Annotated in this window: 14 protein-coding genes; 7 read left to right on the top strand and 7 right to left on the bottom strand. The window is 63.5% G+C overall.

Translation table 11 applies throughout. The features are described 5' to 3' along the window. The first annotated feature begins 15 nt into the window (after positions 1–15). On the top strand, positions 16–876 hold the full coding sequence (locus EL2594_RS00440; protein ID WP_011413054.1) for an HpcH/HpaI aldolase/citrate lyase family protein: 861 nt from the start codon (positions 16–18) through the stop codon (positions 874–876). On the opposite strand, the gene EL2594_RS15435 is transcribed toward EL2594_RS00440, so the two are convergent. Next, positions 873–1,190, bottom strand: a complete 318-nt coding sequence (locus EL2594_RS15435; protein ID WP_011413053.1) for a hypothetical protein — start codon at positions 1,188–1,190, stop codon at positions 873–875. The two genes, EL2594_RS00440 and EL2594_RS15435, sit on opposite strands and share 4 nt — an antisense overlap. Beyond that, complete coding sequence (gene lipB / locus EL2594_RS00430) at positions 1,187–1,846, bottom strand: lipoyl(octanoyl) transferase LipB (RefSeq protein WP_011413052.1); 660 nt, start codon at positions 1,844–1,846, stop codon at positions 1,187–1,189. Before lipB ends, EL2594_RS15435 begins: the two co-directional genes overlap by 4 nt. A 70-nt stretch (positions 1,847–1,916) precedes the next feature. Between lipB and EL2594_RS00425 the strand changes: the two genes are divergently transcribed. Next, a complete protein-coding gene (locus EL2594_RS00425; RefSeq protein ID WP_011413051.1) occupies positions 1,917–2,741 on the top strand; it encodes a glycerophosphoryl diester phosphodiesterase membrane domain-containing protein in 825 nt (274 codons plus the stop codon). 3 nt (positions 2,742–2,744) lie between these two features. Here the strand turns inward: EL2594_RS00425 and EL2594_RS00420 are convergent, their stop codons facing one another. Beyond that, entirely contained in the window at positions 2,745–3,374 is a 630-nt protein-coding gene (locus EL2594_RS00420) for a class I SAM-dependent methyltransferase (protein ID WP_011413050.1), read from the bottom strand. A 96-nt stretch (positions 3,375–3,470) separates the two neighbouring features. Here EL2594_RS00420 and EL2594_RS00415 point away from each other — a divergent pair, with 96 nt between their 5' ends. Next, entirely contained in the window at positions 3,471–4,856 is a 1,386-nt protein-coding gene (locus tag EL2594_RS00415; protein ID WP_011413049.1) for an MFS transporter, read from the top strand. Here the strand turns inward: EL2594_RS00415 and EL2594_RS00410 are convergent. After that, positions 4,853–5,197 carry an arsenate reductase family protein gene (locus EL2594_RS00410; RefSeq protein WP_041685443.1) on the bottom strand — a complete coding sequence of 115 codons (345 nt, stop codon included), beginning with the start codon at positions 5,195–5,197 and terminating at the stop codon, positions 4,853–4,855. The genes EL2594_RS00415 and EL2594_RS00410 overlap by 4 nt on opposite strands. Before the next feature lie 154 nt (positions 5,198–5,351). Here EL2594_RS00410 and EL2594_RS00405 point away from each other — a divergent pair, with 154 nt between their 5' ends. Further along, positions 5,352–7,445 (top strand): TonB-dependent receptor, encoded by a 2,094-nt coding sequence (locus EL2594_RS00405; protein WP_011413047.1) that lies wholly within the window; start codon positions 5,352–5,354, stop codon positions 7,443–7,445. A 31-nt stretch (positions 7,446–7,476) separates the two neighbouring features. Here the strand turns inward: EL2594_RS00405 and EL2594_RS00400 are convergent, their stop codons facing one another. Continuing rightward, positions 7,477–8,028: a (2Fe-2S)-binding protein gene (locus EL2594_RS00400; protein WP_011413046.1), complete on the bottom strand. Its 552-nt coding sequence runs from the start codon at positions 8,026–8,028 to the stop codon at positions 7,477–7,479. 103 nt (positions 8,029–8,131) lie between these two features. Here EL2594_RS00400 and EL2594_RS00395 point away from each other — a divergent pair, with 103 nt between their 5' ends. Genes EL2594_RS00395 through EL2594_RS00385 form a run of 3 tightly spaced genes read left to right on the top strand, consistent with a single transcriptional unit; the run spans position 8,132 to position 10,781 of the window. Then, positions 8,132–9,484 carry an MATE family efflux transporter gene (locus EL2594_RS00395; protein WP_011413045.1) on the top strand — a complete coding sequence of 451 codons (1,353 nt, stop codon included), beginning with the start codon at positions 8,132–8,134 and terminating at the stop codon, positions 9,482–9,484. After that, positions 9,481–10,059, top strand: a complete 579-nt coding sequence (locus EL2594_RS15575) for a TIGR04282 family arsenosugar biosynthesis glycosyltransferase (RefSeq protein ID WP_011413044.1) — start codon at positions 9,481–9,483, stop codon at positions 10,057–10,059. The genes EL2594_RS00395 and EL2594_RS15575 overlap by 4 nt, the downstream gene beginning before the upstream one ends. Further along, complete coding sequence (locus EL2594_RS00385; protein WP_049762407.1) at positions 10,038–10,781, top strand: glycosyltransferase; 744 nt, start codon at positions 10,038–10,040, stop codon at positions 10,779–10,781. Before EL2594_RS15575 ends, EL2594_RS00385 begins: the two co-directional genes overlap by 22 nt. On the opposite strand, the gene EL2594_RS00380 is transcribed toward EL2594_RS00385, so the two are convergent. Continuing rightward, entirely contained in the window at positions 10,763–11,800 is a 1,038-nt protein-coding gene (locus EL2594_RS00380) for an SDR family oxidoreductase (RefSeq protein ID WP_011413042.1), read from the bottom strand. The genes EL2594_RS00385 and EL2594_RS00380 overlap by 19 nt on opposite strands. Beyond that, positions 11,800–12,855, bottom strand: coding sequence for a methyltransferase domain-containing protein (locus EL2594_RS00375; protein WP_011413041.1), 1,056 nt, complete (start codon positions 12,853–12,855; stop codon positions 11,800–11,802). The genes EL2594_RS00380 and EL2594_RS00375 overlap by 1 nt, the downstream gene beginning before the upstream one ends. Positions 12,856–12,952 lie beyond the last annotated feature (97 nt).

The raw sequence follows: 12,952 nt of genomic DNA, 5'->3' as shown, positions 1-12,952 counted from the left end.
CCCCTGCCCCACCCTATGGCGCACCGATCCTGGCTCCTCGTCCCGGCCGACAACGACGCCAAGCTGGCTAAAGTACCGGCTGTGGGCGCCGATGTCGTAGTTCTCGATCTCGCAGCGGTTGCCGAGCGCAACAAGCTCGAAGCGCGCGAGCATGCGGTCACATTCATGACCAAGATGCAGCGTCAGCTGACGGCGAAGAAGCCGTTTGCGCAATGGGTGCGGATCAATCCGATCGGCAGCCCGCACTGGAAAGACGACCTGATCGCCGCGATGGCGCAGAAGCCTGCGGGGATCGTGCTGCCCCGGGCGATGGGACCGCAGCAGGTGCAAATGCTGGCCGCCGAGATTTACGAACTCGAACAGGGCGGCCCCGCCGCGCACAATTCGACCCGTATCCTGCCGCAGGTCGGCGATGCACCCGAAGCGGCGCTGATGATTTCCGATTTCGCGAAGGATCCCCACCCGCGCATCATCGGCCTGTCGTGGGACGCGGGCGCACTCGCCGCTGCTTCCCATATGAACACCGTTGACAACGACGCGATCCGGGCAATCCGCGCGCAATTGCTGCTCACGGCCAAGGCGCGGGGCCTGCTGGCGATCGAAAGCCCGAGCGGGTTGGTCAAGCGGCAGGAAGCGCTCGAGGCGGTCGTCAATCGCGCGCGGATAAATGGGTTCGACGGGATGATGGCGCGGCATCCGGCCCAGATCGCCGCCATCGACAAGGCCTTTGCCCCGACCGAGGAAGAACTGGTCGCGGCTCGAGCAATTCTTTCGGCATTCGAGCTGCATCCGGAAGCGCAGGTGCTGACAGTAGACGGCCGCGCCGTGGACCGAATCGGTCTGGAACGCGCGCGGCGTCTGCTCGACGCGGGCTAGCCTTCGTCCTCGGCGGTTTCGACCGGCTCGCCAGCCGGCTCGGGCGTAGCTTGCGGCGCGTTATCGCTGGTTGGGTCCGGAGATCCGGCGTCGCCGCCGCCGTCACCATCGGCACCACCCTCGCCCTCGCTCGCCATCGAAGGCGATTGCGATTGCAGGGTGTCGACCGGGAGCATGGAATCGCTGATCGTCCCGCCGAGAATCTCGCCCTGCGCACCGGCATCGTCGGTCGTCTCGGCGACCGGGGCGGGATCGTCGCCGCAACCGGCAAGCGGAAAGGCCAGCGCCACCATGGCAATCGAAATTCGCTTCACAGGGGCTCTCCTTCGAGTTGGGCGAGAAACTGCCCGGCCCGGCCCTGCAATGCCGCATCCCATTCCTCCGGCGCAAGCGAAATGCCGAGCCTGGCAAGGCTGGTGACCCCGAATTCGTCGATCCCGCAAGGGACGATGCCGGCAAAATGCGACAGGTCCGGATCGAGATTGACCGAGAAGCCGTGCATGGTGACCCATCGCCGCACGCGCACGCCTATGGCGCCGATCTTGGCTTCCGCACCGTCGATATCCTTCGTCCAGATGCCGACACGGCCATCGACCGACCAGCTTTCGACGCCGAAAGTGCGCAGGGTGGCAATCACCCAGTCCTCGATGGCATGGACGAAGCGGCGCACATCCTTGCCGCGTTTGCGCAAATCCAGCAGTGCATAGCCGACCCGCTGGCCCGGCCCGTGATAGGTGTAGCGTCCGCCCCGTCCGGCTTCCACCACTTCGAAGCGCGGGTCGAGAAGCTCCGCCGCATTGGCGCTGGTCCCGGCGGTGTAAACGGGCGGATGTTCGAGCAGCCAGATCAGTTCACGCGCGTCACCCGCCGCGATCGCAGCATTGCGCGCGTCCATCGCGTCGAGCGCGGTGCGATACTGCACCTGGCCCGGTTCCACGCGCCATTCGATATCGGACAGGGGATCACTCATTTGAGACATTGCGTGGCGCGTGCACTCGCGGTTATCAAGTGACAAACGGCCCATACGGGGAGAGCCACAGATGAAATTCGACATGAACCGCGCGTGGGACGATGCGCGGGCAATGCTGGCAGGCAACAGCCAGATGGTGCTGGTGATCGCCGGCGTATTTTTCTTCCTGCCCTATTTCGCGCTGATGCTGCTGGTGCCGGACATGAGCCAGAACCCGGCGATGCAGCCCGGCGGCGATCCCGACGCGGCCATGGCAGCATTCTCCGCGATGTATGCCGAGATCTGGTGGGTCGTGATCCTGCTCGCGATCCTGCAGGGGGTAGGAATGCTCGCACTTTATGCGCTGCTGCGACACAGCGACCGGCCCACTGTGGGGCAAGCGATCGGTTTCGGCTTCAGGGGCTTGCTGCCCTATATCGGTGCTGCGCTGCTCCAGGGCGTGATCTTCATGCTCGCGTTGGCCGTTCCGCTGGGCATAGCCTTCGCCACCGGATCGGGCGTCGTGATCGCGCTGGTCGGGCTTCTGGCCGTGGTTGCCGCGATCTACCTCTATACCAAATTCTCGCTGACCACGCCGGTGATCGGTCTGGAGAAAGAGTTCAATCCGCTCAAGGCGATCGCACGCTCGTGGAAGCTCACCAAGGGCAATTCGCTGCGCCTGTGGCTGTTCTATTTCCTGCTCATCCTCGCCTTCATGGTGCTGTCGCTGGTGATCGGGATGATCGTCGGGCTGGTGTTCGGCCTGATGGGCGCGAGCGTTGCGTTGGTCGGCAACGGCCTCGTCTCATCGCTGATCAATGCCGCCTTCGTGTGCCTGTTCCTCGCCGTCTTAGCTGCAGCGCATCGGCAATTGTCGGGCGGCAGCCCGGAAGAGATCGGCGAAACCTTCGAATAGGGCTCAGTCTTTCCAGGCCCAGAAGAGCTTGACGGGCAGGAAGTTCCAGAATTCAAAACCGCTGTCGATGCGGCGGAAGTCCGTGCGCATCAGGTCGCGTACCGCAGCAGTGAACTGATACGCCATGAACGCGCCGCCGGGCCGCAGCACGCGCTCGGTCGCGGCGACGATTTTTTCGCCCACCCCGCCCGGCAAGGTCGAGAACGGCAGGCCGGACAGAACGTAATCCGCCTGCTCGTGCCCTGCGAAGCGGACGATTTCCTCGACATCTTCGGCCGAGCCGAGCACGGCAGTAAAGCGGCTGTCCTTGATCGTGCGATTGAGGAAATCGACGAAGAGCGGATTGGTGTCGATAGCGACGAGGCGCCCGGTGCCCTTCATCCGCTCTAGCACCGGCAGGCAGAAAGTACCGACGCCGGGCCCGTATTCAACGAACAGGTCGCAACGATCCCAATCGACCGGGGCAAGCATCTTGTCGATGGTGTAGCGCGAGGACGGTATGATCGAGCCGACCATTCGGGGATGTTCGAGAAAGCCGCGGAAGAATACGCCCCATTGACCGAGGGTGCGACTGGCGCGCTGGCCGATCCTGTCACGCAGTCGGGCGATGGCGCTGGCTTCGTTGTCCGGCAAGGTGATTCTCTTTTTGCGTCAGCAGCTAATGCGCCCGGCAGGTGGCAGTATAGAAGCGCCATTGCAACCTTTTGAACGCGGGCGTAGCGACGCGGCATGGCCGATGCCGATCCCTCCAAGACAGCGATAACGCAGCCGCCGCCGACGAGCCTGCCGAAAGGGATTTCGCGCGGGCGGCTGGTGTTGCTGTTTGCTGTGATGCTGGTGACCGCAGCGGGCAATACGGCGATGCAGTCGGTGATGCCGTCGATCGGCACCTCGCTCGGTGTGGCCGATGTCTGGATCAGCCTCGCTTATAGCTGGTCGGCGCTGTTGTGGGTCGCCTGCGCGCCGATGTGGGCGCGACGGTCGGACAAGCGCGGGCGCAAGTCGATGATGGCGCTCGGCATGATCGGCTTCATCCTGTCGTTCATCCTGTGCGGCCTGGTATTGTGGTTCGGCCTTGCGGGCATGCTTTCGGCGCTGTGGACACTGCTGCTGTTCGCACTGTGCCGCTCGCTCTACGGACTGTTCGGCTCCGCGGCCCCGCCGGCGGTGCAGGCCTATGTCGCCAGCCGCACGCCGCGGAGCGAACGGACCCAGGCTCTGGCCGTCGTCGCCTCGAGCTTCGGGTTGGGCACAGTGATCGGGCCGGCACTCGCACCTTTGCTGGTTTTCCCGGGCGCGGGGTTGACCGGGCCGTTTCTGGCGTTCGCCGCGATCGGCCTCGTCACCCTGATCCTCCTGCGACTGCGCCTGCCCGACGACGAGCCGCAATTCGCCGCGCGCGGCAAGGCCTTCGATGCGCCCTATGGCAGCGGCGCAGCGCGCCATGCCCGCGACCGCGACGATTCCGACGACGAAGACATGGGCGAAATGCAGGCGCTCCCCGACAGCGATCCGCCCGATCTTCGCTGGCGCGACAAGCGGTTGCTGCCATGGATGTGGGCCGGTCTGCTCGGCGGCCATGCACAAGCGATGATCCTGGGCATTTCGGGTTTTCTCGTGCTCGACCGCCTGGGCCTGCGCGACACGCCGGAAGCGGGCGCGGGGCCGGTGGGCATCGTGCTGATGGTCGGCGCTGTGGCGACACTTCTCGCGCAATGGGGCCTGATCCCGACCTTGCAGATGGGCCCGCGCGCTTCCACGCTTTGGGGGATGGCGCTGGCTGTCGTCGGCGTGGTAATTTTCGGCGTTGCGGACGATCTACACGCCATTGCCCTGGGCTTTGCGGTCGCATCGCTCGGCTTCGGTCTCTACCGGCCCGGGTTTACTGCCGGCGCATCACTTGCCGTGACACGTCCGGAACAGGGCCAGGTCTCGGGCAAAGTCGCCTCGATCAACGGCGCCAGTTATATTTACGCACCCGCTCTCGGTGTCTGGCTTTACGGGCATTCGGACTGGCTCGGCTTCGCCGTCATCATCGGCTTCTGCCTCGCCGTCTTCGTGCTCGGCTATCGCTCGCTGCAAAGCGACGACTACCTGACGATCGATCGGGGCTAAAGAATTTCAAGTACGGTATCCTGAGGACGGCACAGACGCACGCCCTTCTCGGTTTCTACGAGCGGGCGGTTGATAAGGATCGGATCTGCCACCATCGCCGCCAGCACGCTTTCGGCATCGGCGTCCGGCAGGCCGCGCTCCTCCGCATCGGTGCCGCGCAGGCGGAGCCCTTCGTTCGGCACAATTCCGGCGTCCGTGTAAAGCTGACGCAGCTTATCCGCCGTCGGTGGCTCCTTGAGATACTCGACCACGGTAAGTTCGACCTTCGACAGGTTCTCAAGGATCGCGAGGGTCTTGCGTGAGGTGCCGCATTTCGGGTTGTGCCAGATGGTCGCTTTCATGGGGATTGTCAGGCCTTTGCTATGATCGATTGCATTGGTCAAAACCCTAGCAAGCGACAATTTTTCCGCCAAGCCCGATTGCTGGTTGCAATTGCGACTTATTCTCAATAGCAGGCCTGCATCAATCGAGAATCGTTCGCAAGAAAGTGACTACATGACCCGTTTTACCCACCGGATCGCCCTGCTCTCCACCGCAGCGCTACTCGGATATACTACCTCTGTCACAGCAGCCGAAACCGCTGCTGAAGAAGGTCCCGAACGCGACTACCTCCCTGCCGAAATCGTCGTCACCGGCGCGGTCGGGGAATATGCGGTCGAGGACGGCTCGACAGGTACGAAGACCCCGACCCCGCTGATCGATGTGCCACAGACCGTCACTTTCATCACCGACGACCAGCTCGAAGACCAGTCGATCCGCCAGCTCGGCGAGGCCCTGCGCTACGTTCCGGGCGTCAGCCTCGAGACCGGCGAAGGCCATCGCGACGAGATTTTCATCCGCGGGCAGGAAACGACCGCCGACTTCTACCTCGACGGTCTGCGCGACGACGCGCAATATTATCGTCCGCTCTACAATGTCGCGCGCGTCGAAGTGCTCAAGGGCGCCAATGCGCTGATCTTCGGCCGCGGCGGCGGCGGCGGCGTGGTCAACCGCGTCAGCAAGACCGCCGATCTCGGCGAAGCATTCGGCGAATTCGATGCTTCGGCCGATACTTTCGGTGCCTTCGCGCTGCTCGGCGACGTGAACGCGCCGCTGTCCGACAGCGCCGCGCTGCGCGTCAACGCAACCTACGAGGAATTCGATAGCCACCGCGATTTCTACGAAGGCCGCTTCATCGGCATTTCGCCCACGCTGACCGCGCGGCTCGGCCCCGATACCACGCTGACCGCGACCTATTCCTACGACGATGACAGCCGCGTCGTCGATCGCGGTATCCCCTCACTGGCGGGCGTGCCGTTGATGGGGTTTGAGGATACCTTCTTCGGCGATCCCGACTTCAACCGCACCGATGCGGAAGTGCACATTTTGCGTAGCCGAATCGAGCATGCCTTTTCGGACCAGCTGAGCGTGAACGCTTCGGTCCAATATGCAGATTACGACAAAATCTATCAGAACATCGTCCCCGGCGGCACCGACGGCACGACCGTCTCGCTCAGCGGCTATCAGGATGCGCAAACCCGCGAGAACCTGATCGGCCAAGCCAATCTTGTTTGGCAAGTCGAGACGGCGGGTGTCGAAAACACGTTCTTGTTCGGCGTTGAGGCGATGGACCAGCAGTCCACAAACCAGCGCAGCAACGTCCAGTTCGCCGGCACCAATACTACGCCTTTGGCCGATGTCATAACCGTACCGGCCTTCTCGCTCGGCCCGCTCGGCCGCGACCGCGATAGTTCGCTCAGCACGTTCTCGGCTTATGTCCAGGACCAGCTCAGCTTCGGCATCGTCGAGATCGTCGCTGGGCTGCGCTACGAACGGTTCGACCTCGAAACCGTCGAACTCCTTACCGGCGTCCCCGGCAGCCGGGTCGACGAAGAAGTCAGCCCGCGCGCGGCCATCATCCTCAAGCCGCAGGAAAACCTGTCCTTCTACGCTTCCTATGCCGAAAGCTTCCTGCCGCAATCGGGCGACCAGTTCTTCCTGCTGACGCCGACGACCGAGGCCTTCGAACCGGAGAAATTCACCAATTACGAGATCGGCGCCAAGTGGTCGGTCAAGCCGGGCCTGCTCGCCACGGCATCGATTTTCCGGCTCGACCGCGACAATACCCGCGCGACCGATCCGAACAATACCGGTCTCACCATCTTGACCGGCGCGAGCCGGACCGAAGGGTTCGAACTCAACGTGATCGGCGACATCACGCCCAATTGGCACACCAATATCGGCTACACCTATCTCGACGGCGAGATTACCAGCCAGTCAACCTTCGGCGCTGCGGGCCAGCGGCTGCAGCAATTGCCCAAGCACCAGATCAGCGCGTGGAACCGGTTCGATGTGACCGAGGCCTTCGGGCTGGGTTTCGGCGTGATCTACCAGGACGAGCAGTTCGCGAGCTTCAGCAACAACGTGACGCTGCCCGACTATTGGCGGTTCGATGCGGCGGCGTATTACACGGTGAACGATCGCATTTCACTTCAAGTCAATATCGAGAATCTGTTCGACGAGACCTATTTCCCGAGCGCCCATGGCGACAACAATATCCAGCCGGCCGAGCCCTTCAGTGCGCGCTTCGGCGTGCGGGTGAAAATCTGACCGATGCGTGAGCCCCCGCCGTCGCGGGGGCTCACTCTTCGTCCGGCTCGGGCGGTGTCATCGCCGGCACCGCCTCGGCTGCATCGGCGGGATCGATGCCCGGTGCGGGCGCGGCACTGATGCGTTCCTGCCTGCGCTCGACGCGCCCGGCGCGCTGGATCGCGCGGACCAGCCGTGGATAGACGCCGCAGCGACACAGGTTCGGAATCGCCTGCTCGATCTCTTCCTTCGACGGTGCGGCATTGCGCTGGATCAGCGCCGCCGCCGCCATCACGATGCCGGGGGTGCAGAAGCCGCACTGGATTGCCTGCTCTGCCACCATCGCCTGTTGCACCGGATGCGAGCGATCGCGGCTCAGCCCTTCGATCGTGGTGACGAACCGTCCCTCGGCCTCTTCCAGCGTGATCAGGCAGCTGCGCAGCGCTGCACCATCGATAATGACCATGCAGGCGCCGCAATCGCCGGTGCCGCAGCCATATTTGGTGCCGGTAAGATTGGAGGCATCGCGCAAGGCCCAGAGCAGCGGAATCTCCGGGTCCATATCGTATTCGACAGGGCGATCGTTGACCGTCAGGCGGGGCATGTGCGCTGTCTAAGCCAAATTCGATAGCCAGCGCAAAGCCGTCGAGCGCGCTATCCGGCATTTTCGCTTCCCCCTGACCCACCCCGCAGCTAGGCGAGACGCCATGAGCGAGAATGCCAAGCTGACGCGGGGGAGTATTCCCGGCCATCTCGTATCGCAGACCCTGCCCATGATCATCGGCGTCGCAGCCATCATGTCGATCGGCCTTGTCGATGCCTATTTCATCGGCCAACTCGGCAGCGAACAGCTTGCGGCGATCAGCTTCATCTTCCCGATCACAGTCGCGATCACCAGTCTCGGCGTCGGCATTATGGTCGGCATCAATTCGGTCGTCGCCCGGGCGCTCGGCGAAGGCGACGACGACATGGCGGCGAGGCGCGCCAACTTCGGGATCGTATTCGCGATCGGCTGCGGTCTGGTGTTCGCGATCTCGTTGTTCGTGCTGCTCGATCCGCTGTTCCGGTTGATGAACGCGGAAGATGCTCTCCTTCCCTTCATCCAGACCTATATGCGGCCCTACCTGATGGGCTTTCCGTTACTGCTCGCCATTATGGGTTTCAATGGCGTGCTGCGGGGCCAGGGCGAGGCGCGCAAGACGAGTTATGTCTCGCTCACATACGCCGCCGCCAACTGGGTGCTCGACCCGCTCCTCATTACCGGAGCGTTCGGCTTCGAGGGGTTCGGCATTGCCGGGGCGGCCTATGCGACGGTCATAGGCTGGCTCCTGGGCGTCGGCATGGCGTGGTGGCTGATGCGCGGGACGCCGCTGCCGGTCGATTTCGGCCTGCTCAGGCGCTGTAGCCTGACCGAGCCGATGAAGGCGATAACGCGCGTGGCAGGGCCCGCAGCTTTTTCCAACGCGATCAACCCGATCGGCCTGTCGGTGCTGACCGCGCTGGTTGCCGTCGAAGGCCAGGCGGCGGTTGCGGGGTTCGGCGCCGCGGGTCGCTTGCAGAGTTTCGCGGTGGTACCGCTGCTCGGCCTCTCCGGCTCCATCGGCGCAATCGTCGGTCAGAACTGGGGCGCCCACCAGAGGGACCGTGCCAAGCAGGCGACACTTTACGCCGGTGGGTTCTGCATCGTCTGGGGCCTTTCCATCGCCGTCGCGCTCTTTGCGGCGGGCGAGTGGTTCGCGGGCTTCTTCACCGACGACCCTGCGGTCGTCGATGAATTTGCACGCTATCTCACCATCGCGGCCTGGGGTTACGCAGGATATGGCCTGCTGATCGTTGGCAACGGAATATTGAACGCGGTCGACAGGGCTGGCTGGGCGCTCGCGCAGAGCTGTTTTCGCGTATTCGCGGTGATGGTGCCGTTCGCCTGGCTGTTGCGCGGAAGCTGGGGGTCGGATGCTATTTACGGAGCCGAACTGGCTGCCAATCTCGTAGGCGGCGCCGTTGCCATGGCGCTCGTCTGGTGGATCCTCAATCGCAAACCCGCCGGCCAAACGGCATGAGCCAGCCAAGCCTGTATATCTTCTGCCGCTGGCCTGCGCCGGGCAAGGCCAAGACGCGGCTCATCCCGCGCTTCGGCGAGGCTGGGGCCGCCGCGATCTACGCCAAGCTGCTGCAGCACACCATCGCGGTCGCCCGTGCGAGCGGCCTGCCCTTCGAACTGCGCGTGACGGGGGCCGAGCCCGACGTGTTCCGTTCCGCCTTCGGCGAAGATCTGGCGATAACCGACCAGGGCGACGGCAGTCTTAGCGAAAAGCTCGCCCGCGTCCCGCCGCCTGCCATCGTCATCGGCAGCGATTGCCCGGGACTTACCGAGCAGCATCTATGGGCCGCCAGCGATACACTGGCGCTGGAGGAGGTCGTGATCGGCCCTGCGAGCGACGGCGGCTACTACCTGCTTGGCTACAATTCCGATGCGCGCTTTGCTTTCGAGGGCATTGCGTGGAGCACCGACAAGGTGTTCGAACAAACGCTTGGACGCTTCACCGAGCGCGGGATGCGGGCGGGAATTCTGCCCGAATTGAGCGATGTCGACGAGCCGGACGATCTCGAAGAGTGGCCGGACTTCCTGCCGTGACGAAGTCGGTAGCGCTCGTCATTCCGCTACTCGACGAAGAAAAGGCGCTGCCAGCCTTGATCGAAGTGGTGCGCACGCTCGACCCGCAACCGGCCGAAATTATCGCGGTCGATGGCGGTAGTACCGACCGCACCCGCGGCATTGTTCGCGAGGCTGGCTGGACCTTGGTCGAGACCGCCAAGGGTCGCGCGCTGCAGATCAATGCCGGGGTCAAGGCCGCACAATCTTCGCTGGTGTGCATCCTTCACGCCGACACCATCCCACCCCCGGACATGGTGCAGGTGATCCGTGAAACCCTGGAAGACAATCGCATCGCCCTTGCCAGCTTCACGCCATTGATAACCGGCGAAAAGACCCGCTGGTTCACCAGCGCGCACAATTTCATCAAGACTTGGTACGCGCCGCTGCTGACCCGCCCGCACCTGTTTTTTCGCGGGGTCCGGCTGTTGTTCGGCGACCATGCCATGTTCTTTCGCCGGGCCGATTTCCTTGTCATCGGCGGCTGCACGCCGGGCGATGCGGTGATGGAGGAAGCGGATCTGTGCGTAAAATTCGCCGAACTTGGCCGGATCGAGATGGTGAGACGGGTAGTGCGAACCTCCGACCGCCGGATAGCCGCATGGGGCCCGGTCAAGGCGAACTGGATTTACTTCAAGGTCGGCATGCTGTGGGCCTTCGGCTTGCGGAGCCGGATGGAAAAAAACTACCCAGACGTGCGCTGAAGCTCGGGCGTCTTCAGGAAGCCGACATCGATACAGTACTGGATCAGCTTACGCAGCATTTCCTGATCCATCGATGGGGGCTCCAGACCCGTCAGGGCGCGCAGGTTGCTGTCATCGAACCGCGGATTTCGCTGGAAATAGGCGGCGTAAAGGGCCGCCACACGCCTGAAAAGGCGGCGTTCCATCGGTGGTAATATCGCGGGATCGAACCTTTCGGCATCTACCAATATCGGCGCGTCGAAATGCGGGAAACTCCCGATGGCGGAGGCGAAATCACCGACCGATACCGGTCCGCCCGAAACGAGGTGATAAGCGCAGCCCTGCGCCGCCTCGAATTGTTCGACCAGTGCGACCAGGCCAGCCGCAACATGGTCCACCGGCACGAAATCCAGCGTTGCGCCGTGCTTCACCGGCATGTGCTGCACCCGGCCCTCCGCGATCAGCTTGAACGCCGCGTAGATCGTATCGAACTGGCGGATCGCGCCTGTTTTGCTGTCGCCCACGACGATGCTGGGCCGCGCGATGACGAAAGGCACACCGCTCGCTCGCACGAGCGCTTCGGCCTCGGCCTTGCTGGCTTCGTAGCCGTTGGTGAAGCCCCGTTTCGGAAGCGCGTCGTCCTCGCCGATGGCCCCCGATCGTTCGCCGCAGACATAGGCGGTGCTGACATGCAGGAAGCCGGCGCCCGCTCGTCTGGCGAGCTCGAGCGCGCGCGCCGTCCCGTCGATATTGGTGGCGCGATAGGCCTCTTCGTCGAGATCGAACCGCGTCAGCGCGGCGCAATGCAGGACGAGCTCGACTTCCCCGGCCAGCCTGTCGAGCGTCGCCGGATCGAGCCCCATATTCTCCTGCGACAGATCGCCGGTCAGCACTTCGTCCACCGCGGCAATGGTTCCGTCGTTCGCGAGCACGTCAGGATTGGATCGGACGAATGCGTTCACGCGATGCCCGGCTTGCGCCAGTCGCGCGCTGACTTCGCCGCCGATGAGTCCGGCGGCCCCGGTAATCAGGATGCGCATCAGCAGCAGGCAGCAGCGGTTGCGGGCACGGAGCCTTCATCGGCGCCGAAGGGTACCGAAACGCCGCAATCGGGAAATACGCCGTAATGCTGCGAAAAGTCGCCGAAGAATTCGAAGTGTTCCGCGAAGCGCGTATTGGCGAGCATCTTCCAGCTATTGCCGCAGATCGGGAACAACCGCCCGGTCTCGATATGATGGTGCCCGTCGAGCTCGAACACGCGCGGCTGGTGCGCGACCGTCCCCTTGTAGCGGACGGCCTGCCCGTAATCCTCGCACTGCATCTCGAGCTCGCCGAGCTTGAACAGGCGATAGGTGGCGGAATAGAAACTGATCCCGTCGAGCTTGGCTGCGACCCCGGCATCGCCGATGCCCAGCGGGCGGCTGGTGACGAGCCGCGGATCGGCAAATCCCGCCGCCTTGGCCTGCGCCAGAAAATCGCCCCAGTACAGGGCGCCCGACAGGCACTCGCCATGCAGGACCGGGTCGTTCTGGAGATGGTGAGGGACGCGGCGATCGGCGTAAACGTCGGAGAAATAGAGCTCGCCGCCTTCCTTCAGCAACTTGTGTGCCGCTGCGAACACAGCCTGTTTGTCCGCCACCAGGTTGATGACGCAGTTAGAGACGATGACGTCGAAATGCCCCCCCGGAAGGCTGAGCTGGTCGAGCTTTTCGATGTCGCCTTCGACAAAGCTGACGTTGGATTTGGCGTATCCGAACCTTTCGCGGTGCCATTCGAGATGTTCGCTGGCGACGGCAAGCTGTTCGGGCGTGGTATCGACGCCGGTCACCGAGCCGTGTTCGCCCACCAATTGCGCAAGGATATAGGCATCCTGCCCGCTGCCCGAGCCGAGATCGAGGATGTGGCACCCCTCGATCGCCTGCGGGGCGACCAGCCCGCAGCCGTAATAGCGCGCGCGCACATCCTCGTGCACGTTCATCATCGCGGAAAGAATTGCGGGCGGCGGAGCCTCGGCGGTGCAGCAGGCGTCGGTCTTGAGGTCTTCGGAACCCTGCAGCACCTTGCCGTAATAATCGCGGCTGTTTTCGATATTCATGTAACTTTGCGGCCCCCGGATACGGATTTGAGCGTGACTGCGCCGTGCGACGCAATTGTGATTCGCATATTTCGCAGGATGGGTTACGCGAGGGCGG

This window comes from Erythrobacter litoralis HTCC2594, assembly GCF_000013005.1.
Classification (GTDB): Bacteria; Pseudomonadota; Alphaproteobacteria; order Sphingomonadales; family Sphingomonadaceae; genus Parerythrobacter; species Parerythrobacter litoralis_A.
The sequence above is the reverse complement of the archived record's forward strand: the minus strand, read 5'-3'. Positions and strand labels throughout refer to the sequence as shown.

Excerpts from the sequence above, each read along its gene's own strand:
- EL2594_RS00440 (WP_011413054.1), top strand. The coding sequence starts at position 16 with ATGGCGCACCGATCCTGGCTCCTCGTCCCGGCCGACAACGACGCCAAG.
- lipB (WP_011413052.1), bottom strand. The coding sequence starts at position 1,846 with ATGAGTGATCCCCTGTCCGATATCGAATGGCGCGTGGAACCGGGCCAG.
- EL2594_RS00425 (WP_011413051.1), top strand. The coding sequence starts at position 1,917 with ATGAAATTCGACATGAACCGCGCGTGGGACGATGCGCGGGCAATGCTG.
- EL2594_RS00415 (WP_011413049.1), top strand. The coding sequence starts at position 3,471 with ATGGCCGATGCCGATCCCTCCAAGACAGCGATAACGCAGCCGCCGCCG.
- EL2594_RS00410 (WP_041685443.1), bottom strand. The coding sequence starts at position 5,197 with ATGAAAGCGACCATCTGGCACAACCCGAAATGCGGCACCTCACGCAAG.
- EL2594_RS00405 (WP_011413047.1), top strand. The coding sequence starts at position 5,352 with ATGACCCGTTTTACCCACCGGATCGCCCTGCTCTCCACCGCAGCGCTA.
- EL2594_RS00400 (WP_011413046.1), bottom strand. The coding sequence starts at position 8,028 with ATGCCCCGCCTGACGGTCAACGATCGCCCTGTCGAATACGATATGGAC.
- EL2594_RS00395 (WP_011413045.1), top strand. The coding sequence starts at position 8,132 with ATGAGCGAGAATGCCAAGCTGACGCGGGGGAGTATTCCCGGCCATCTC.
- EL2594_RS15575 (WP_011413044.1), top strand. The coding sequence starts at position 9,481 with ATGAGCCAGCCAAGCCTGTATATCTTCTGCCGCTGGCCTGCGCCGGGC.
- EL2594_RS00380 (WP_011413042.1), bottom strand. The coding sequence starts at position 11,800 with ATGCGCATCCTGATTACCGGGGCCGCCGGACTCATCGGCGGCGAAGTC.
- EL2594_RS00375 (WP_011413041.1), bottom strand. The coding sequence starts at position 12,855 with ATGAATATCGAAAACAGCCGCGATTATTACGGCAAGGTGCTGCAGGGT.